Consider the following 20,680-nt stretch of genomic DNA (forward strand, 5'->3'; position numbering starts at 1 on the left):
CGCGGACATTCAGGAGAAGGCGCACGGCGACTCGTAGACTCTGAGGATGACCGTGCCTTCCCCGTATGCGGACCGTCTTCGTCGTCTGCCCGTGCAACGCCACGAGGTCGAGGTGCGCGGGGCGACCACGGCGTACTGGGCGTATGGACCCGAAGACGCCGGGACGACCGTCGTCGCGGTGCACGGCTTCCGGGGCGAGCACCATGGCCTCGAACCGGTGCTCGCATACCTCCCCGAGGTGCGGGTGATCGCGCCCGACCTTCCGGGCTTCGGCGAGACGGCCCCGCTGCCGGGACGCCGTCACGATCTCGACGAGTACGCCGGATGGCTCACGGACTTCGCCACCGAGGTCGCACCCGGCGCGGTCATCCTCGGCCACTCCTTCGGGTCGATCGTGACGGCCGCGGCGGTCGCCCGCGGATTGCAGACTCCGCGCCTGATCCTCATCAATCCCCTCGGTGCTCCCGCGCTCGAGGGCCCCAAGGGACTCATGACGCGCCTGGCCGTGTTCTACTACGCCCTCGGCGCCCGGCTCCCGGAGAATCTCGGAACCGCGCTGCTGCGCAATCGGATCATCGTGCGGGTCATGAGCATCACGATGGCCAAGACGAAGGACCCCGAGCTCCGGCGGTTCATCCACGACCAGCATGACACCTACTTCTCCCGGTTCTCCGATCGTGATGTGCTCCGCGATGCCTTCGTCGCGAGCGTCTCGCACGACGTCCGCGAGTTCGCGCCCGACATCGACGTTCCGACGCTCCTGGTGGCGGCCGAACGCGACGACATCACGCCGATCGAAGCGGAGCGGAAGCTGGCGACGCTCTTCCCGGACGCCGGGTTGGTCGAGATCGCCCACGTCGGGCATCTGATCCACTACGAGACGCCGGCGGAGGCCGCAGGGGCGATCCGGCGCTTCCTCAGGATTCCCGTCGTGCGAGGCCGATGAGGCCGGCCACACGGAACGGGATCACCTCGCCCATGGCGAGTGAGGTCTCGGTGCGTTCCACTCCCTCGATCGACAGGATGCGCGCGTCGGTGTCGAAGAGGTGACGCGCGTCGCGACAGGCCACGCGTGCGAGCAGATCGATCGATCCGCTGAGCCCATGCGCCTGCACGACTTCGGGAATCCGGGCGAGTTCGTTGATGATGCGAGGAAGCTCTGTCTGGCGGACGCCGATGCTCACGAACGCCTGCAACGGGAATCCGAGCACGTCAGGCGAGAACGACCTCTCGTAGGACAGGAAGATCCCGCTCTGCTCGAGACGTGCCATCCGCGCCTGGATCGTGTTGCGGGACAGGCCCAGGCTCTCCGCGAGCGCGACGATCGTGGTCCTCGGGTCGTCAGCGAGTGCGGCGAGAAGCTCGAGATCGATGCGGTCCAGTCCTGGCATAGTGCCAAACCTTAGCAGGAGCCTTCCGTGCCAAATTGAGCAACATGCTCAAGCTCTTTCAGAATGCTTGAGCGAGGTGTTGAGCAGACGTACTCTCAGACCATGCCGGTGATGACGCTGGCATCAGTGCGCGGAGCCTCACGAGGGCCGCCGAGGACGAGGAGGACGACGATGTCACCGCAGATCACCCCCATCGCAGACACCGCCCAGGATCTGGAGCTCTCGGAGCGCATCCTGAATCCGGACGGCAGTCGCATCGCGAACCCTCGGCTGGATCCCTTCGTCGCCGACGTCGACGGTGCGCAACTGCGTTCGCTGCTGCGGGACATGGTCATCCTCCGGCGGATCGACGCCGAAGGCGTCGCCCTGCAGCGCCAGGGACAGCTCGGCCTCTGGGCCCCCTGCCAGGGGCAGGAGGCGACCCAGATCGGCACGGCACGCGCCATCGCGCCGGAGGACTACGTGTTCCCGAGCTACCGGGAAACCGGGGTCATCTACGCGCGCGGCGCCCAGCCGGGCGACTATGTGCGCATGTGGCGCGGCGAGGAGGGCGCCGCGTACGATCCGGCCGCACTCGGGGTCGCGCCCTTGCAGATCATCATCGGTGCCCAGACACTGCACGCCGTCGGCTATGCCTTGGGCATCCAGCACGATGGCGCCAAGGAAGTCGCGGTCACGTACTTCGGCGACGGTGCCACCAGTCAGGGCGATGTCAACGAGGCGATGATCTTCGCCGCCTCGTACCAGGCCCCCGTGGTCTTCGTCTGCCAGAACAACCACTGGGCGATCTCGGAGCCCGTCTCCGTGCAGTCGCAGTATCCGATCGCCGGGCGGGCTCCGGGGTTCGGTATCCCCAGCGTCCGCGTCGACGGCAACGATGTGCTCGCCTGCATGGCTGCCATGCGCTGGGCCCTCGATCATGCACGTGCCGGCAAGGGGCCCGCCTATATCGAGGCGGTCACGTATCGAATGGGGCCGCACACCACGGCCGATGACCCGACGCGCTACCGTGACCAGGACGAACTCGAATCCTGGCGCCGACGCGATCCGATCGCACGGCTGGAAGCCAATCTGCGCGCCACGGGAGATCTGACCGACGAGCACCTCGCCGAGACCCAGGCGGCAGCAGACGCGGTGGCGAAGGAGATGCGCGCCGCATGCCTCGGCATGGTCACGCGCCCGCCCCTCGCGGTCTTCGACGGCGTCTACGCCGAACCGCACACCGGGCTCGAGCGTCAGCGTGGTGAGTACGCCGCGTACCTCGCCTCCTTCGAGGGCGAGGCCGGCGCATGACCGAACTGACCCTCGGAAAGGCGCTCGGCGCGGGACTGCGTCAGGCGATGCGCGACGACGACAAGGTGGTGCTGCTCGGAGAGGACATCGGGAAACTCGGTGGCGTCTTCCGCATCACCGACGGGCTGCTCGACGAGTTCGGCGCAGCGCGGGTGATCGACACTCCGCTCGCGGAGTCGGGCATCGTCGGAACAGCCGTGGGCCTGGCGTTCCGCGGTTATCGGCCGGTGGTCGAGATCCAGTTCGACGGCTTCGTGTACCCCGCGTTCGACCAGATCGTCGCTCAGGTCGCGAAGCTGCACTACCGCACCCAGGGCCGGGTGAAGATGCCGATCACCATCCGCATCCCGTGGGCAGGAGGCATCGGCGCCGCCGAGCATCACTCGGAGTCCCCGGAGGCCTACTTCGTGCACACGGCCGGTCTGCGCGTGATCGCGGTCTCGAACCCGGAGGACGCGTACCGCAGCCTGCGACAGGCGATCGCCTCCGACGATCCGGTGATCTTCTTCGAACCGAAACGCCTGTACCACCACAAGGGCGATGTCGACCTGGAGGCGCCGCTCGCGGACGCAGCGCCCATGGGACTCGCGCGCGTCGTGCGAACCGGGAACGACGCGACCCTGATCACCTACGGGGCGATGATCTCCACGGCGCTTCAGGCGGCCGACGCTGCAGCGGACGAGGGCGTCTCTCTCGAGGTCATCGACCTCCGCTCGCTCTCACCGGTGGACTACGACTCGGTCGCCGCCTCGGTGCGCAAGACGGGACGCGTGGTCGTCGCCCACGAGGCCTCTCGCGAGGCCGGCGTCGCAGCCGAGGTGATCGCGAGCATCACGGAGCGCTGCTTCGAGTACCTCGAGTCGGCGCCGTTGCGCGTCACCGGACACGACGTCCCCTACCCGCCCGCAAAGCTCGAGAAGTATCACCTTCCCGATCTCGATCGGCTGCTCGATGCCGTCGACCGGGTGCTGGACCGACCGAACAGTCTGACGGGAGCAGGGGCATGATCGCGGAGTTCCGTCTTCCGGACCTCGGAGAGGGACTGACCGAAGCCGAGGTGGTGACCTGGCTCGTCGCCCCCGGCGACGCGGTCTCGCTCAACCAGACTCTCGCGGAGGTGGAGACGGCGAAAGCGGTCGTCGAGCTGCCCTCGCCCTATGAGGGCACGGTATCGGCCCTGCACGCCGAGGCCGGCCAGACGGTCGCCGTCGGTGCTCCGCTGATCGCCTTCGATGTGGTGGGAGAGGACGAGGATGGGCCCGCGCCCGCGTCGGATTCCGAGGAGAAGGCGCAGCCGAACCTCGTCGGCTACGGTGCCGCCCCCACGACCGCCGGCCGCCCTGCGCGACGGGCTCGGCGCATCGGAGCCACCCCGGCACCGGTCAACACGGCCGTTCTCGAGGCCGCACCGCATGACGCCAGCCCCTCGGCAGCCGTGGATGCGGTCATCGAACGGCCGCGCTCCACCCCGCCCGTGCGCGCTCATGCCAAGCGTCTCGGCATCGATCTCGTGCTGGTCGCCGCCGACGTGGGGGACCGAGTCATCACCCGCCGCGACGTCGACGCATACGCAGAGCGGATCGCCGCTCGCACGCCGCGTGCCGACGACCTGTCGTCGACGCCCACCCCGTCGAACGCGTCAGTGCTCACAGACGCGGAGCGAGAGACCCGCATCCCCATCCGCGGCGTGCGCAAGCACACGGCGGCGGCGATGGTGCAGAGCGCGTTCACGGCCCCCCATGTCACGGTCTTCCACACGGTCGACGTGACCGCGACGATGGACCTGTTGTCGAGTCTTCGCGACGATCGCGCCCTCAGCGCACACCGGATCGGCCCGCTCGCGGTGGTCGCGAAGGCCGTCTGTCTCGCTCTGAGCCGCACGCCCGGGCTCAACTCGCGTTGGGACGAGGCCGCCGGGGAGATCGTCCAGCACAACTACGTCGACCTGGGGATCGCCGCCGCGACGGATCGGGGCCTCATCGTCCCGATGATCCGTGATGCGGAGCAGTTGACCCTCGTCGGTCTCGCGGATGCCGTGAAGTCGCTGGCCGAGGTGGCCCGTGCGGGGAAGACCTCGCCGGCGGAACTCGCAGGCGGCACGTTCTCGATCTCGAACATCGGAGTCTTCGGCGTCGATGCCGGCACACCCATCCTGCCCCCGGGGCAATCCGGGATCCTGGCCGTCGGAGCAGTGCGGCGTCAGCCGTGGGAGCACCACGGCGAGATCGCCCTGCGGCAGATGATGACCCTCAGCCTCTCGTTCGATCACCGTCTGGTCGACGGAGCCGAGGGGGCGAGCTTCCTCAAGGATGTCGCCGACATCCTCGAAGAGCCCGGACGGGCGATGCTGCTCAGGTAGTCGCGCGCAGAGCCGCGTCCGCCATCGCGATCAGTACGGTCGCGGTGGCGGAATGCCGCCTGGCGGCGGCGCGGGTGCTGTGCGGAGTCGAGTTGATGAGCCCGAAGCACGCCTGCACGCGCAACCGCAGCTCATCCTGATCCGCGCCGCCGCCCGGCGTCGCATGCAACGGCGACAATGCTGCCATCCACAACTCGATGTACGCGCGCTGGAGGCGGCGGACCTCGGCCCGGTCCGTCTCGGAGAGGAACGCGACATCACGATCCTGCACCTGGATGACCTCGGCATTGCCCAGCGCGAACTCGACATGGAAGCCGATCAGCGCACGCATCCGCTCGTCGGGGGTCGGAGTTTCCTCGGAGACCTGCCGTCCACCGCGGATCAGATCCTGACTCACCTTGACGAGCACGGCTCCGAGCAGCGCCTGCTTGCCGGCGAAGTGACGGTAGACGGCCGGTCCGGATACGCCGACGGCAGCGCCGATGTCCTCCAGGCTCACGCCGCTGTATCCACGCGCGGCGAAGAGACGCGCGGCAGCGTGCAGGATCGCATCCGACCGTTCAGCCTTGGCGCGGTCTCGGGCGGTGACCGGGCTTGTCATCTCAGTTAATCCTCGCTAACCTGAATCAACGGGTTAGTGAACACTAACCGAAAGTGCATGCACCGCGCCAGGGCCCGCCCTCGCGGACGTGGGTCGAGGAGGACATCACGATGCCGGCAACCCAGGAGTCTCTCGCGCAAGACCTGCGAGACCGCCTCGCGACCGCGGCTCGCGGCGGACCGGAGGCGTCCCGCGAACGCCACGTCGCGCGCGGCAAACTGCTCCCGCGGGACCGCGTCGCTCGGGTGCTCGATGAAGGCAGCCCGTTCCTGGAAGTCGCCCCCCTCGCGGCCGACGGCCTGTACGGGGGAGAGGCGCCCGGTGCCGGGGTGATCGCCGGGATCGGACTCGTCCACGGTCGCCACGTCATGGTGGTCTGCAACGACGCGACGGTGAAGGGCGGCACGTACTACCCCCTCACGGTCAAGAAGCATCTGCGTGCGCAGGAGATCGCCCTCGAGAATCGCCTGCCTTGTCTGTACCTGGTCGACTCGGGAGGCGCCTTCCTCCCGAAGCAGGACGAGGTCTTCCCGGATCGGGAGCATTTCGGCCGGATCTTCTTCAACCAGGCGCGTATGTCCGCCGAAGGGATCCCTCAGCTCGCCGCAGTTCTCGGTTCCTGCACGGCGGGTGGCGCCTATGTCCCCGCCATGAGCGACGAGACCGTGATCGTCCGCGGCCAGGGAACGATCTTCCTCGGGGGGCCGCCCCTGGTGAAGGCCGCGATCGGCGAGATCGTGACCGCAGAGGAACTGGGCGGGGGAGAACTGCACGCACGACGCAGCGGTGTGGTCGACCATCTCGCGGAAGACGACGAGCACGCCCTCGAGATCCTGCGCGATATCGTCGCCACGCTCCCCGCACCCGCAGCTCCGGCCTGGGACGTGGCGCCCAGCCGACCGCCGTCCGAGTCCTCCAGCCTCTACGACGCGGTTCCCGTCGACGTGAATGCCGCGTACGACGTGCACGAGGTCATCTCACGCCTCGTCGACGGCGACACGTTCCTCGAGTTCAAGCCCGAGTACGGCACGACCCTGGTCACCGGGTTCGCCCGACTCCACGGTCATCCCATCGGCATCGTCGCGAACAACGGCGTGCTGTTCAGCGAGTCCGCGCTCAAGGGCGCCCACTTCATCGAGCTGTGCGACCAGCGCGGGATCCCGCTGTTGTTCCTGCAGAACATCACCGGGTTCATGGTCGGCTCCGACGCCGAGGCCGGAGGCATCGCGAAGGACGGCGCGAAGATGGTCACTGCGGTCGCAAGCACACGGGTGCCGAAGCTCACGGTCATCATCGGAGGTTCTTTCGGGGCCGGCAACTACTCCATGTGCGGCCGTGCCTACTCGCCCCGCTTCCTGTGGACGTGGCCTGCGAGCCGCATCTCCGTGATGGGCGGCGCGCAGGCGGCGTCGGTGCTCGCCACCGTCAAAGAGGATCAGCTGACCGCGCGCGGCGCTGCCTGGAGCGGCGAGGACCGTGCGGCGTTCGAGGCTCCGATCCGTGAGCAGTACGAACACCAGGGCGAGCCCTATTACGCCACAGCCCGACTCTGGGACGACGGGATCGTCGACCCAGCACAGACCCGCGACCTCCTGGGGCTCTCCCTCGACGTCATCTCCCGCAGCCCGCTGCCCGAACCGCGCTTCGGCGTCTTCCGGATGTGAGTGTCTTGTCCATGACCACGACGTCGTCGTCGAACACCGTCTCCTTCCACACCGTTCTCGTCGCCAACCGCGGGGAGATCGCCCGACGGGTGATCCGCACCCTGCGCACGCTCGGGATCCGCAGCGTCGCCGTCTACAGCGACGCCGACGTCGCGGCACCCCACGTGCGAGAGGCCGATGTCGCCGTGAGAATCGGCCCGGCACCGGCTGCGGAGTCGTACCTCGACATCGATGCCGTCATCGCGGCGGCTCGGCGCAGCGGCGCGCAAGCCATCCACCCCGGCTACGGATTCCTCTCCGAGAGCGTCGGACTCGCCGAGGCCTGCGCCGAGAGCGGCATCGTCTTCATCGGCCCCTCGGTGGAGGCCCTGCAGATCATGGGCGACAAGGCACGCGCTCGCGAGCATGTCCTGCGTTTCGGCGTTCCGGTCGTCCCCGGTTTCGACGCCAAAGGCCTGTCCGACGTCGAGATCGCCGAAGAGGCGGAGAACGTCGGATACCCACTGCTGGTCAAGCCCAGCGCCGGCGGAGGCGGCAAGGGCATGGAGGTCGTCGCCGACTCGACGGGGCTGCGCTCTGCGCTCGCCTCGGCCCGGCGCGTGGCGGCCGCGGCGTTCGGCGATGATGCGCTCATCCTCGAACGCCTGATCAGACGTCCGCGGCACATCGAGGTGCAGGTCTTCGGAGACGCGCACGGTACGGTCATCGCGCTCGGGGAGCGGGAGTGCACGCTGCAGCGACGGCACCAGAAGGTCGTCGAGGAGGCGCCGTCGGCAGGCATCCCCCCGCACACCCGGGAGCGACTGCTCTCAGCCGCCGTGCTGGCGGCTGAGAGCGTCGAGTACATCGGGGCCGGCACGGTCGAGTTCCTCATCGACGCCGATGCGCCGGACGAGGTGTTCTTCATCGAGATGAACACCCGCCTCCAGGTGGAGCATCCGGTCACCGAGGAGGTCACCGGACTCGATCTCGTCGCCCTTCAACTCCGCGCGGCCGATGGGCTTCCGCTGGATGTCTCGCCGCGTCTGCGCGGTCACGCGGTGGAGGCGCGCGTGTATGCGGAATCGCCCGAGCGCGGCTTCCTCCCCTCCACCGGGAAGGTGCTGTTGTTCGAACCGCCCGTCGGTGTGCGCGTCGACGCGGCGATCGAGACCGGAAGCGAGGTGACCGGTTTCTACGATCCGATGATCGCGAAGGTGATCGCCTTCGCGGACGACCGTGCCACGGCACTCGCGCGCCTCGACGAGGCGCTCGCACGCACGGTCGTGCTGGGCGTCGAGACGAACATCGCGTTCCTGCGAACTCTCTGCCAGGACGCGCGCGTGATCGCGGGGGATCTCGACACGGGACTCATCGAGACCCTGCTTCCCCTCGACGCGCAGACGCCGTCGACCGCGCAGCTCGCAGCCGCGAAGGGTGCCTTCTCGGAGCTCCGCGCGCCGGTGCGGACCAGCCCGCTGTGGCGAGAGCTGCAGGGATGGCGCCTGGGAGCGGAGAACACGGTGGTCGCCCCGTTCGTGGCGCTCACGGATGACGACGAAGAGGTCGAGCTCCACGAGGCCCTGTCCACACGATCTCGAGTCTCCGTGCGTGCCGCTGTCGACGGCGACGGCGCGGTCTGGGTGGCCGAGGACGGACACACGGTCCGCCTGCGTCCCCTCGACAGAAGGCAGCGGATGCGGCGTCGGCTGTCGGCGCGCGAGGCGGGATCCGGGGCGACGGAACCGGAGGGACGGGCCCCGATGCCGGGCAGCGTCGTGGCGGTTCACGCCGCGGACGGGGAGAGGGTCTCCGCCGGCGACCCTCTCGTCTCGATCGAGGCGATGAAGATGGAGCACCCGGTGCTCGCACCGCACGACGGTGTGGTGCACCTGCTGGTCGCGGTGGGCGATCAGGTGCGGCGCGACCAACCGGTCGCCCGTGTGATGACGGAGGAGAGCTGAGCATGGAAGATCTGACCGAGGAGGAGCGCGAGCTCGCCGCCATGGTGCGGGAGTTCGCAGACACGGTCGTCGCGCCGCAGGCCTATGAGGCCGACCGCACCCATACGCTCTCGATGGACGTCGTGGCGCAGATGGGCGATCTCGGTCTGTTCGGCCTGCCGTTTCCCGAGGAGTACGGCGGACAGGGCGGCGACTACATGGCGCTCGGCATCGCGATCGAGGCGCTCGGCCGCGTGGATCAGTCCATCGCGATCACGCTCGAAGCAGGGGTCAGCCTCGGCGCCATGCCGATCTTCCGCTTCGGCACCGAGGAGCAGCGCCAGGAACTGCTGCCCGATCTGCTCGCCGGACGGGCGCTGGCGGGCTTCGGCCTCACCGAGCCGGAGGCGGGCAGCGACGCCGGCGCGACCAGGACCACGGCCCGACTCGACGGCGACGAGTGGGTCATCGACGGCTCCAAGCAGTTCATCACCAACTCCGGTACCCCGATCACGCGCTTCGTCACGGTCACCGCGGTGACCGGGAACGAGGACGGTCGCAAGGAGATCTCGACGATCATCGTGCCCAACGGCACCCCGGGATTCACGGTCGAGGCCCCCTACGACAAGGTGGGCTGGAACGCCTCCGACACGCATCCGCTGACTTTCGACGGGGCGCGGGTGCCCGCCTCGAACCTGCTCGGCACACGGGGGAGCGGCTTCCGCAGCTTCCTGAGCATCCTCGACGAAGGCCGCATCGCGATCGCAGCTCTCTCGACGGGGGCGGCGGAGGGCTGCCTGGAGGCGGCGGTGGACTACGCGAAGAGCCGCACGATCTTCGGCGCTGCGTTGAGCACGCGCCAGAATGCCCAGTTCACGCTGGCACGGATGCGCGCGCGGGTTCACACCGCTCGGCTCGCCTGGCATCACGCCGCGCGGTTGCGGGATGCCGGCAAGCCGTTCGCCGAAGCGGCGGCCATCGCGAAACTCGTCGGCGGAGAGGCCGCGATGGACAACGCCAGGGATGCGACGCAGATCTTCGGGGGAAACGGGTTCATGAACGAGTTCCCCGTCGGCCGTCATTACCGTGACTCCAAGATCCTCGAGATCGGCGAGGGCACCACCGAGGTGCAGCTCCTCGTCATCGCACGCGGACTCGGACTCGCCGGGTAGCGTGACGGTATGACCACGCACGACATCCTGCAGCGGGGGCTGTACTACGAGGAGTTCGCGGTCGACGGCCGCTACCTGCATCGCCCTGGGCGCACGGCGACCGAGGCCGACAACGTTCTCTTCACGACGCTCACGATGAATACGCAGGCGCTGCATCTCGACGCGGCCTTCGCCGAGGCCCAGGATCCGTTCCACGCGCGGCTGATGAACTCGATGTGGACGCTGTCGACGATGGTGGGATCATCGGTCGCGCAGCTGACCCAGGGAACTCTCGTCGCGCAGCTCGGTTTCGGCGAAGTGGCTTTCCCGCATCCGCTGTTCGCCGGCGACACGCTCTACACCGAGAGCGTCGTCGTGGAGAAACGGCTCTCCTCGTCCCGACCGGGGCAGGGAATCGTGAAGATCGCACACACCGGACGCAATCAGGACGGAACGGTGGTCGCCACTGCCGTGCGCTCGGTGTTGGTGCACTGCCTTCCGGAGGGTCCCGCCGCATGAGCTTCGACCTCGGCCCTGCTCTGCTGTTCTGCCCCGCCGATCGACCCGAGCGTTTCCAGAAGGCCGCCGAGCGCGCCGATGCGATCATCCTCGACCTCGAGGATGCGGTGCTCCCGGATGCGAAGGACGCCGCGCGCAGGAATGTCGTCGAAGCCGATCTCGACCCCGGCCGCGTGATCGTGCGCGTGAATGCCGCGGACAGCGACGCCTTCGCCGCCGACCTCGCGATGCTGGCGAAGACGGACTTCCGCACCGTGATGGTGGCGAAGACGGAGAGCGCGGAGAGCCTCTCAGCGTTCGACGACCGTTACTCGCTGATCGCTCTGTGCGAGACCGCCCGTGGCGTGCACGCCGCAGACCGCATCGCCGCGCACCCACGGGTCACAGCGATGATGTGGGGGGCCGAGGATCTCGTGGCCTCCCTCGGTGGCACGTCGTCCCGGAATGCCGATGGGGGCTATCGCGACATCGCCCGCTATGCCCGCGCGCGCATCCTCCTCGAGGCTGGGGCCCGGGGCAAAGCCGCCATCGATGCCGTGCACATCGCTCTCGACGACGCCGAGGGCCTCGTTCGCGAGGCGCGCGATGCTGCCGCGTCGGGCTTTCGCGCGACGGCGTGCATCCATCCCAACCAGGTGGCGGCGATCCGGGCCGCCTACCGACCGGACGAGACGACCGTGGCATGGGCGCGTGCGGTCCTCCTCGCCGCAGCGGCAGAGCGCGGTGTATTCCGGTTCGAGGGACGGATGATCGACGAACCAGTGCTCCGGCACGCGCGCTCCGTCGTCTCTCGTGCCGGCTGATCGCCGCCTCGGCTGATCAGAGCAGCAGCTGATCAGAGGACCGGAGATTCCTCGAGCAGCCGAAGGTATCCGGGAGCTGCCACGAACCGATGCGCCGAGCCGTTCTGAAGGACCTGGCCGTCCCGGGGGAGGGTTCCGCCGGAGACGTGGTCGATCACGGCCCGGATCACTCCGCCATGGGCGACCACGATGACCGACTCCGCGCGAGGAGCGGACCGCCGGCGTGCGTCTCGGGCGATCTCGTGCAGCGCCGCGATGGCCCGTTCGCCGACCTCGTGCAGGGACTCGGCCCCGGGAACCTCCGCATGCCAATCCCCGTAGGTCCTGATGTAGTCCGGCACGAGCATGCCTTCGCCCTCGCCGAACTCGCGCTCACGGATGTCGGGGACGACTCCGGTGATCTCCAGCCCCAGCCGATCCGCGATGATCTCCGCCGTCTCCCTCGCTCTCAGCAGGGGGCTGGTGTAGACGGCATGATGCGTACCGGCAGCGAGCCTCTCCGCCGCCCACCGCGCGTCGTCGCGCCCCGTCTCGTTCAGCGGGATGTCGGTGGAGCCTTGGATGCGCTTGGCGAGGTTCCAGTCGGTCTGACCGTGGCGGACGAGGGTGAGGTGGGTCACGAGAGGAGTTCCTGGAGTGCGGGGAGCACGTCGCTGGTGCCGGCGGCGATGGTGAGGTGCGCCCAGGCATCCGCGCGCGTCGGCTCACGGTTGACGATGATCAAGGGGATGTTGCGGCGACGGGCGCGCTCGACGAGACGCACGCCGGAGTTGACGACCAGCGAGGAACCCGCGACGATCAGTGCGGTGCTGGAGCGCAGCAGCGACTCGGCGGCACGGAAGCGGTCCTGGGGAACGTATTCGCCGAAGAAGACCACATCGGGCTTGAGCGTCCCTGCGCACACCGTGCACACCGGGACGATGAACCCCTCCGTGCTCTCAGGCAGGACGTCGCCGTCGGGAGCGAGCGCGATGTTCTCCGGCACCGTGATCCAGGGGTTGAGCTCCTCGATCTGCACGGCGACATCGCGGCGGTCGAACACCTGGCCGCACTTGAGGCAGAGCACGCGGCGCATCGTCCCGTGCACCTCGATCACGTGCGAGCTCCCGGCTCGCAGATGCAGACCGTCGACGTTCTGCGTGATGACTCCGGATACGGTGCCCCCGGTTTCGAGTTGCGCCAGCGCGATATGTCCCGGGTTCGGCTCAGCTCGGGCGAACGCGCGCCAACCGAGATGGCTCCCGACCCAGTACCGACGCCGCGCGGCCTCATCGCCCAAGAATGTCTGGATCGTCATCGGATCGCTGCGGGTCCTGGCGCCTTCACCGCGATAGGCGGGGATACCGGAATCGGTCGAGATACCGGCGCCGGTGAGAAGTGCGATGCGCTTCTCGCGCAGCAACTCGGCGGCGTGGGCGATGGTGGCCGACAGCTCGGCGGGATTCGACACGCTCACGGGACCTCCTCGAGCGAGTCTACGGTGCGGGGACGGACACGGCGCCCGCCGACGGGGCGTCAGCGCGAGAGACGCCGTGCGAGGCCTGCCCACGGACGATGGCAGAGTGGACATCGTGGAACTACTGCCTGTGACCGATGCCGACGACCCGCGTCTCGACGACTACCGCGGACTCACCGACACCGCGCTTCGTGCCCTGTCTGAGCCGTCGGGTGGTCTCTACATCGCGGAATCGACGAAGGTGATCGCCCGCGCGGTGGCGGCTGGACATCGTCCGCGTTCCGTACTGGTCCAGGAGCGCCGGGTGGAGGACATCCGGAGGATCGTCGGCGATCTCGATGTGCCCGTGTACGTGGTGCCGGACGAGATCGCCGAGACGGTGACCGGCTTCGCGGTGCACAGGGGGACGATCGCCTCGATGCACCGCCCCGAGCTGCCGTCGGTTCACGACGTGATCCAGGGGGCGACCCTCGTGCTCATCCTCGAGAACATCGGCGACCACACCAACGTCGGAGCGGCCTTCCGTGCGGCTGCCGGGCTGGGGGCCGACGCGGTGCTGGTGTCGCCAGGGGGCGCCGACCCGCTGTACCGTCGCAGTGTCCGCGTGAGCATGGGGACCGTGTTCCAGGTGCCGTGGACGCGTATCCCCGACTGGGATTCCGCCATCGCAGACCTTCACGCCGCGGGCTTCGACATCGCCGCCCTCGCGCTGCGTGACGACGCGGTGACGCTCGACACCTACGCCGCCGATCGTCCGGAACGCGTCGCACTCGTCATGGGCTCGGAGGGCGACGGCCTCTCGCGCGAGGCGATGGAGGGTGCAGACACCATCGTCACCATCCCGATGTCCGGCGGGGTCGACTCGCTCAACGTGGCATCCGCCGCCGCGGTCGCGCTCTGGTCGATGAAAGCCTGACCTCTCAGTCCCTCTCCGGAGGGGTCTGCTCGAATCGGAACACCGGCGAGGGCTCCGGACGCTTCGCCGCGAGGTTGTCTCCGGATGACTGGTGCCGCAACCTCCGGAGCACCCATGGCACCAGGTGCTCGCGTGCCCAGCCGAGGTCCTCGGCGCGCGCCTCTCGCCACGTCCGCAGCGGGAACGGCTCGGGCTGCATGGCCTCGAGGTCGTTCGGCACGTTCAGCGCGCGCAGCGCCATCCGTGCCACCTCGTGGTGACCGAGGGCGTTGTAGTGCAGGCGGTCGTCGTCGAAGAACCGCATGTCCTGCACGACCTTGAGCGCCCACTGATCGGCGACGATGCAGTCATGACGCTCGGCGATCGCGCGGACGTTCTCGTTGTAGATCGCGACCTTGCCGCGGAACGCCCGGAAAACCGGCGTGAAGGCGGTGTCGATCCCGGTGAAGAGGAGCACGGCCGCTCCCGTCGAGGCCAGTCGGGCCACGGCGTCTTCGAGCTGACTCGCGATGGCGTCCGGATCGGTCCCGGGGCGGATCACGTCGTTGCCGCCCGCACAGATCGACACCAGATCAGGGTGGAGCGCCACGGCCGGCTCGATCTGATCGGCGACGATCTGTGCGATGAGTTTTCCGCGGACGGCGAGATTCGCGTAGGCGAAGTCGTCCACCTGCGAGGCGAGCACCTCCGCGACGCGGTCGGCCCAGCCGCGGTGGCTGCCGGGATGTGCGGGATCCGGGTCGCCGATGCCCTCCGTGAACGAATCGCCGATCGCGACGAAACGACGCCACGGATGTGCGGTCTCGTTCGGAACGTAGGGGGTCCGAGTCGAATCCTGGTCGGTCATCCCGCTCTCCTTCACGAACATTCTGCCCGGCGGAGGTGACCGCTGCGCAGTGACAGAGCCTACTGCAGGCGCACGTCCGGGGGAGGGGCACGCGCGGGAACCGCGGCGAGTGATCCCGTGTCCCCGGCAGCGATTATCGTGGAGTCGATGCTCTCTCCGTCCTTTCCACAGCGTGCTCCTTGGGGCACCGCGAACAAGCTGCGCGCGTGGCAGCAGGAGGCCCTCGAACAGTACTTCGCCGCGGATCAGCGCGACTTTCTCGTGGCCGCCACCCCCGGTGCAGGGAAGACCACGTTCGCTCTCACCCTGGCGGTCGAACTCATGCGCATGGGCGAGGTCAACCGCATCATCGTGGTGGCTCCGACCGAGCATCTCAAGACGCAGTGGGCCGATGCCGCCGCGCGCGTGCACATCCGCCTCGACCCCCGCTTCCGCAACAGCGACTGGGCACCCGCCCGCCACTATCACGGCGCCGTCGTGACGTACGCGCAGGTCGCGGCGAAGTCCTCCGTGCACCGGCATCTCACGGAAGACGCGAAGACGCTGGTGATCCTCGACGAGGTCCACCACGGCGGTGATGCACTGAGCTGGGGCGACGCCATCCGCGATGCGTACGGTCCCGCCAAGCGGCGTCTCCTGCTCTCCGGAACCCCGTTCCGCAGCGACACGGCACCGATCCCGTTCGTCGAATACCACCCCGACGAATCCGGCGCGCGCATCTCTCGCACCGACTACAACTACGGCTACGGTCGTGCGCTGGCCGACGGCGTCGTCCGACCTGTCCTGTTCCACATGTATGCGGGCAAGATGCGGTGGCGCACGACGACGGGCGACGAACTCGAGACGCACCTGGGCCAGGACAACACGAAAGACGTGACTTCGCAGGCCTGGCGCACCGCGCTCGACCCCGAGGGCGACTGGATGCCGGCCGTGCTGTCGGCCGCAGACCGCCGCCTCACCGAGATCCGCCACCACGTCCCCGACGCCGGCGGTCTCGTGCTGGCGACCGATCAGACCGTCGCCCGGGCGTACGCCAAGATCCTGCACAGCATCACGGGCCAGCAGGCCACCGTCGTGCTCTCCGACGACGCGACCGCATCGGAACGCATCGAGAAGTTCAGCGCGAACGACTCCCGGTGGATGGTGGCCGTGCGCATGGTGTCGGAGGGTGTCGACGTGCCGCGCCTCGCGGTGGGCGTGTACGCGACCTCCTCGTCGACTCCGCTGTTCTTCGCCCAAGCCATCGGTCGTTTCGTGCGGGCCCGACGCCGCGGTGAGGCCGCCAGCGTGTTCCTTCCGCAGGTCCCCGTGCTCATGGGGCTCGCGAACGAGATGGACAAGCAGCGTGACCACGCACTCGACCGGCAGTCGAAGGAGGACGACGGGCTGGAAGACTCCCTGCTCGAGAGCGCGAATCGCGAGGAGGAGACCTCGGACGCGCTGACGCAGGAGTTCAGCTATCAGGCGCTCTCGTCCGTCGCGCACTTCGATCGCGTGGTGTTCGAAGGTCAGGAGTTCGGACAGCTCGCAGAACCCGGCACACCGGAAGAGGAGGAGTTCATCGGATTCCCCGGTCTCCTCGAACCGGAACACGTCCACGAACTGCTCATGCAGCGTCAGTCCCGTCAATCGCGTCTGCGTGAAGCGCGAGAAGCCTCGACCGCACCGACCGAGACGACGACGCTGCCCCCGCCCCTGCATCGCACGCTCAAAGAGCAGCGACAGCTTCTGAACAGTCTCGTCGGGCTCTACGCCCGGCAGAAGGGCGAGCCCCACGGCGCGGTGCATGCCGAGCTCCGACGGATCTGCGGAGGTCCGGCCGTCGCTCAGGCGACGGTGACCCAGCTGCAGTCGCGCATCGAGGTTCTCCGCAAACGCGTGCGTTCCTGAGGACCACAGGACCGCATGACGTCCGGCCGGTGCTTCGGATCCCCGAAATGCTGTCAATCCGCGCCTGAGCAGGATTCCTGCGCGCCTTCAGAGCTAGCGTTGAACGGTTGCCCGCGCACCGGGCACCGTCTTTCCTGGAGGATCCATGACAGTCCCCGCCGCAGTCGAACCGACGCCAGCCGACCGCCGGCGCTGGGCGCGCTATCTCGTCGAGGAGCGTGCCGAAGGCGCCGTCTATCAGAAGCTCGCTGCACGACGAGAGGGGGAGGAGCGCGACATCCTGCTGAGTCTCGCTGACGCCGAACGCCGCCATGAGCAGCATTGGCTCGATCTTCTCGGCAGCGAGCCGAAGCGACTTCCCCGCGCCGGAGTGCGTTCGCGACTCCTCGGCTGGATGGCCGGTCGTTTCGGGTCCATCTTCGTCCTGGCTCTCGCCCAGAGCGCGGAGGCGCGTTCCCCCTACGATGCGGAGCAGTACGCCACCCCCGCGATGCGGGCCGACGAGAAGGTTCACTACGAGGTCGTGCGCGGGCTCGCGGCACGCGGCCGCAGGCGCCTCTCCGGATCCTTCCGTGCAGCAGTCTTCGGAGCGAACGACGGCCTCGTGAGCAACCTGGCGCTCGTCCTCGGCATCGGCGCGACAGGGGTGAGCTCCGGTTTCGTGCTCTTCAGCGGCATCGCTGGTCTTCTGGCCGGAGCGCTGTCCATGGGGGCGGGGGAGTTCGTCTCCGTACGATCCCAGCGCGAGCTGCTCGCAGCCACCGAGGCGAACGAAGACGCCCATGCGTCGGCCGGCGATCTCGACATCGACGAGAACGAGCTCGCGCTCGTCTACCGCGCACGGGGCATGGAGCAGGAGGAATCGCTGGCGCGCGCCCGGCGCATCGTGAGCGCAGCCCAGGCCGGGGCGCGCCGGGCCGCGACCGGTCCGGTCGACATCCAGGGCGGCGACGCACACGAGATCGTCGGCAGCGATTGGACGGCCGCGATCTCGAGCTTCCTCCTCTTCGCCTCCGGGGCGATCATTCCGGTGCTGCCCTGGATATTCGGCCTGGAGGGAACGACGGCCGTCGTCGTCGCACTCGTGCTCGTCGGCATCGCGCTCCTGAGCACCGGCGCGATGGTGGGCGTGCTCTCGGGCGGCCCGCCCCTGCGCCGCGCCCTGCGCCAACTCGCCATCGGCTTCGGCGCAGCCGCCATCACCTACCTGCTGGGCCTTCTCTTCGGAGTCAGCGCGGCGTGACCGGCAGCGACTCCTGTTCCTGCGATCGCGTGATCGCCGGAACAGGATAGCGGCCCTCGACGACGACGGAGGCGGGCTCGTACATCCGCATCACCGGACGGAGTTCTCCCGATGGAGCGGAGCCCGGTAGCTCCGGATCAAGGCGCGGCGTGTATCTCCGCTCTCCGGTGAGCTGTTCCCCGCGTCGTCGACGCACACGACGTCGGTCGTCCACACGACAACAAAGAAGGCCCCGGATCCAGAGATCCGGGGCCTTCTTCTTCCTGTGCGCGGAGGGGGACTTGAACCCCCACGCCCTTACGGGCACTACGACCTCAACGTAGCGCGTCTACCATTCCGCCACCCGCGCAGGTGTTGGATGATCGTTGCCGACCGAAGAATGACATTACCACGTCCCCAGCGGCCTCTCGAACCGAGGCGCACGCCCGGGCGTGGCGCGCGCTTTCGATAGCCTGGACCCATGACCAATCCGTCTCTTCCGGAGGTCGTCCGCATCGCGAGCGACCTGATCCGCTTCGACACCTCCAACTTCGGCGGGGGCAACGCGAAGGGCGAGCGCGAGGCCGCGCAATATGTCGGTGCCTACCTGGAGGGGCTCGGGCTCGCGGTCGAGCACTACGAGCCGATCCCGCGCCGCACGAACGTGATGGCGAGGGTGCCGGGGCGTGACAGGGACAAGCCCGCGCTCGTCGTGCACGGCCATCTCGACGTCGTTCCCGCCATGGCGGAGGACTGGAGCGTCGACCCGTTCGCCGGCCTCGTGCGGGACGGAATGCTGTGGGGCCGTGGAGCCGTCGACATGAAGAACATGAATGCCATGATCCTCACGTCGGTGGCCGAGATCCTGCGCGCAGGCGAGCAACCGGAACGCGATCTCGTGCTGGCCTTCTTCGCCGACGAGGAGAACGGCGGTGTCGAGGGGTCAGCGCTCGTCGTGCAGAACCGCCCGGAGTGGTTCGAGGGCGCGACGGCCGCCATCAGCGAGGTCGGCGGCTACTCGATCACCGTCGATGACCGACGGGCCTATCTGCTGCAGGTGGGGGAGAAGGCCCTGATCTGGATACGGCTCGTCGCGAAGGGCCGCGCGGGCCACGGAAGCCGCCTGCACGACGACAACGCCGTCACGAAGCTCGCTGAAGCGGTCGCGGCGATCGGGCGCACCCGGTGGCCGATCCGTCTGACGTCGACGACCAGGGCCCTGCTGGAGGGCCTGAGCGACCTGACCGGGCGCAGCGTCGACGACCCCGATGCCCTCGCCGCAGCCGCGGGACCGGCCGAGGCCTTCCTGCGGTCCTCGTTCCGCACGACGACGAACCCGACAGCGCTGGCAGCGGGCTACAAGCACAATGTGATCCCGGAGCGCGCCGAGGCGCTGATCGACGTACGGGTGATCCCCGGGACCGAGGACGACGTCCTCGCCGAGCTGCAGCAGATCGTCGGAGACGAGATCGTCATCGAGACGGTCGTCCGCGACATCGGGATGGAGACGCCGTTCGAGGGCGAGCTCGTGGAGGCGATGGTCGCCAGCATCGGCCGCCACGACCCGGGGGTTCCGGTCATCCCGTATCTGCTCGGTGCCGGCACGGACAACAAGGCACTGGCATACCTGGGCATCACCGGATACGGCTTCGCGCCGCTCAGGCTGCCTGCCGACCTCGACTTCACAGGCATGTTCCACGGAGTCGATGAGCGAGTACCCGTAGAATCGCTTGTCTTCGGCCAGCAGGTTCTGACCGATCTGCTGCGCACGTACTGAGCGCCGCGCGCTCCGTGCCTCCCTGAACTGAAAGCTCTCCATGCACCTGCTCGAAGCACTGATCCTCGGCATCGTCCAGGGACTCACCGAGTTCCTTCCGATCTCCTCCAGCGCTCACCTGCGCATCCTCGGAACGTTCCTCCCCTCGGGTGAGGACCCGGGGGCCGCGTTCACCGCGATCACACAGATCGGTACCGAGGCCGCCGTCGTGGTGTTCTTCTGGCGCGACATCGTGCGCATCGTCACGCAGTGGTTCCGGTCTCTCGTCGGCAAGGCGCCGCGCAACGATCCGGACGCCAGGATGGGCTGGTTGATCATCATCGGCAGCATCCCGATCGTGGTCCTCGGGCTCCTTTTCCAGGATCAGATCGAGACCGTGCTCCGATCGATGTGGATCGTCGCCGTCATGCTGATCGTGTTCGGCATCCTGCTCGGCGTCGCCGACTACGTGGGAGCGAAGCGCCGAAAGCTCGATGACCTCACCTACCCGCACGGCATCGCCTTCGGTTTCGCGCAGGCGCTGGCGTTGATCCCCGGGGTCTCCCGCTCGGGCGGCACGATCACGATGGGCCTGTTCCTCGGATACGAGCGTGCGGCTGCAGCGCGCTACGCCTTCCTGCTGGCGATCCCCGCCGTCTTCGGCAGCGGCTTCTACCAGGTGTTCAAGAGCTGGGACGAGCCGTCGTTCTTCTCGTTCGGCGACACCCTCGCCGCGACGGGAATCGCCTTCGTGGTGGCACTGGGCGTGATCGCGTTCTTCATGAACTGGATCTCGAAGCGCAGCTTCCTGCCGTTCGTCATCTACCGCATCCTGCTCGGCACCGTCCTGCTGGTCCTTCTCGGCACCGGCGTGATCGCCGCCTGACCCG

At 68.4% G+C, this 20,680-nt stretch carries 19 protein-coding genes and 1 tRNA gene; 14 read left to right on the forward strand and 6 right to left on the reverse strand.

Annotated features, from left to right (window positions below; genetic code table 11):
- Positions 1 to 46: 46 nt before the first annotated feature.
- On the forward strand, positions 47 to 946 hold the full coding sequence (locus DW307_RS12365) for an alpha/beta fold hydrolase (RefSeq protein ID WP_136024873.1): 900 nt from the start codon (positions 47 to 49) through the stop codon (positions 944 to 946).
- Here DW307_RS12365 and DW307_RS12370 read toward each other — a convergent pair.
- Positions 918 to 1,391 (reverse strand): Lrp/AsnC family transcriptional regulator, encoded by a 474-nt coding sequence (locus tag DW307_RS12370; RefSeq protein WP_021200536.1) that lies wholly within the window; start codon positions 1,389 to 1,391, stop codon positions 918 to 920. The genes DW307_RS12365 and DW307_RS12370 overlap by 29 nt on opposite strands.
- Before the next feature lie 171 nt (positions 1,392 to 1,562).
- Between DW307_RS12370 and pdhA the strand changes: the two genes are divergently transcribed.
- From pdhA to DW307_RS12385, 3 genes are read left to right on the forward strand one after another with little or no spacing between them, the layout of a single operon-like run.
- Positions 1,563 to 2,684, forward strand: a complete 1,122-nt coding sequence (gene pdhA, locus DW307_RS12375) for a pyruvate dehydrogenase (acetyl-transferring) E1 component subunit alpha (protein ID WP_136024874.1) — start codon at positions 1,563 to 1,565, stop codon at positions 2,682 to 2,684.
- Positions 2,681 to 3,691 carry an alpha-ketoacid dehydrogenase subunit beta gene (locus DW307_RS12380; RefSeq protein WP_136024875.1) on the forward strand — a complete coding sequence of 337 codons (1,011 nt, stop codon included), beginning with the start codon at positions 2,681 to 2,683 and terminating at the stop codon, positions 3,689 to 3,691. Before pdhA ends, DW307_RS12380 begins: the two co-directional genes overlap by 4 nt.
- Entirely contained in the window at positions 3,688 to 5,043 is a 1,356-nt protein-coding gene (locus DW307_RS12385) for a dihydrolipoamide acetyltransferase family protein (protein ID WP_136024876.1), read from the forward strand. Before DW307_RS12380 ends, DW307_RS12385 begins: the two co-directional genes overlap by 4 nt.
- Here DW307_RS12385 and DW307_RS12390 read toward each other — a convergent pair.
- Positions 5,036 to 5,644 (reverse strand): TetR/AcrR family transcriptional regulator, encoded by a 609-nt coding sequence (locus DW307_RS12390; RefSeq protein ID WP_029265398.1) that lies wholly within the window; start codon positions 5,642 to 5,644, stop codon positions 5,036 to 5,038. The two genes, DW307_RS12385 and DW307_RS12390, sit on opposite strands and share 8 nt — an antisense overlap.
- A 110-nt stretch (positions 5,645 to 5,754) precedes the next feature.
- Here DW307_RS12390 and DW307_RS12395 point away from each other — a divergent pair, with 110 nt between their 5' ends.
- The 5 genes from DW307_RS12395 to DW307_RS12415 are packed head-to-tail and all read left to right on the forward strand — an operon-like array spanning position 5,755 to position 11,703.
- Entirely contained in the window at positions 5,755 to 7,308 is a 1,554-nt protein-coding gene (locus DW307_RS12395; protein WP_136024877.1) for a carboxyl transferase domain-containing protein, read from the forward strand.
- A gap of 11 nt (positions 7,309 to 7,319) precedes the next feature.
- Positions 7,320 to 9,251 carry an acetyl/propionyl/methylcrotonyl-CoA carboxylase subunit alpha gene (locus DW307_RS12400; RefSeq protein ID WP_136024878.1) on the forward strand — a complete coding sequence of 644 codons (1,932 nt, stop codon included), beginning with the start codon at positions 7,320 to 7,322 and terminating at the stop codon, positions 9,249 to 9,251.
- 2 nt (positions 9,252 to 9,253) lie between these two features.
- Entirely contained in the window at positions 9,254 to 10,402 is a 1,149-nt protein-coding gene (locus tag DW307_RS12405) for an acyl-CoA dehydrogenase family protein (protein ID WP_136024879.1), read from the forward strand.
- Between the two features lie 9 nt (positions 10,403 to 10,411).
- Complete coding sequence (locus DW307_RS12410; RefSeq protein WP_136024880.1) at positions 10,412 to 10,900, forward strand: MaoC family dehydratase; 489 nt, start codon at positions 10,412 to 10,414, stop codon at positions 10,898 to 10,900.
- Positions 10,897 to 11,703 (forward strand): HpcH/HpaI aldolase/citrate lyase family protein, encoded by an 807-nt coding sequence (locus tag DW307_RS12415; RefSeq protein WP_136024881.1) that lies wholly within the window; start codon positions 10,897 to 10,899, stop codon positions 11,701 to 11,703. Before DW307_RS12410 ends, DW307_RS12415 begins: the two co-directional genes overlap by 4 nt.
- A 32-nt stretch (positions 11,704 to 11,735) precedes the next feature.
- Here DW307_RS12415 and DW307_RS12420 read toward each other — a convergent pair whose 3' ends face one another.
- Positions 11,736 to 12,323, reverse strand: a complete 588-nt coding sequence (locus DW307_RS12420; RefSeq protein ID WP_021200546.1) for a histidine phosphatase family protein — start codon at positions 12,321 to 12,323, stop codon at positions 11,736 to 11,738.
- Positions 12,320 to 13,159, reverse strand: coding sequence for a Sir2 family NAD-dependent protein deacetylase (locus DW307_RS12425; protein WP_021200547.1), 840 nt, complete (start codon positions 13,157 to 13,159; stop codon positions 12,320 to 12,322). Before DW307_RS12425 ends, DW307_RS12420 begins: the two co-directional genes overlap by 4 nt.
- 115 nt (positions 13,160 to 13,274) lie before the next feature.
- On the opposite strand from DW307_RS12425, the gene DW307_RS12430 reads away from it, so the two are divergent.
- Entirely contained in the window at positions 13,275 to 14,075 is an 801-nt protein-coding gene (locus DW307_RS12430) for a TrmH family RNA methyltransferase (protein ID WP_029259212.1), read from the forward strand.
- 4 nt (positions 14,076 to 14,079) lie between these two features.
- Here the strand turns inward: DW307_RS12430 and DW307_RS12435 are convergent, their stop codons facing one another.
- A complete protein-coding gene (locus DW307_RS12435; protein WP_021200549.1) occupies positions 14,080 to 14,922 on the reverse strand; it encodes an SGNH/GDSL hydrolase family protein in 843 nt (280 codons plus the stop codon).
- A 147-nt stretch (positions 14,923 to 15,069) separates the two neighbouring features.
- Between DW307_RS12435 and DW307_RS12440 the strand changes: the two genes are divergently transcribed.
- Together DW307_RS12440 and DW307_RS12445 are read left to right on the forward strand one after the other, a co-directional pair.
- Entirely contained in the window at positions 15,070 to 16,812 is a 1,743-nt protein-coding gene (locus DW307_RS12440; RefSeq protein ID WP_021200550.1) for a DEAD/DEAH box helicase, read from the forward strand.
- A 145-nt stretch (positions 16,813 to 16,957) separates the two neighbouring features.
- Positions 16,958 to 18,055, forward strand: a complete 1,098-nt coding sequence (locus tag DW307_RS12445; RefSeq protein ID WP_136024882.1) for a VIT1/CCC1 transporter family protein — start codon at positions 16,958 to 16,960, stop codon at positions 18,053 to 18,055.
- A 266-nt stretch (positions 18,056 to 18,321) separates the two neighbouring features.
- Here the strand turns inward: DW307_RS12445 and DW307_RS12455 are convergent.
- Positions 18,322 to 18,404, reverse strand: a tRNA-Leu gene (locus DW307_RS12455).
- Positions 18,405 to 18,515: 111 nt separating this feature from the next.
- On the opposite strand from DW307_RS12455, the gene DW307_RS12460 reads away from it, so the two are divergent.
- Complete coding sequence (locus DW307_RS12460; protein WP_136024883.1) at positions 18,516 to 19,811, forward strand: M20/M25/M40 family metallo-hydrolase; 1,296 nt, start codon at positions 18,516 to 18,518, stop codon at positions 19,809 to 19,811.
- A 40-nt stretch (positions 19,812 to 19,851) separates the two neighbouring features.
- Positions 19,852 to 20,676, forward strand: a complete 825-nt coding sequence (locus tag DW307_RS12465) for an undecaprenyl-diphosphate phosphatase (RefSeq protein WP_021200554.1) — start codon at positions 19,852 to 19,854, stop codon at positions 20,674 to 20,676.
- The last annotated feature ends 4 nt before the right edge of the window (positions 20,677 to 20,680 follow it).

Source organism: Microbacterium sp. K27, assembly GCF_004794435.1.
GTDB lineage: Bacteria > Actinomycetota > Actinomycetes > Actinomycetales > Microbacteriaceae > Microbacterium > Microbacterium maritypicum_A.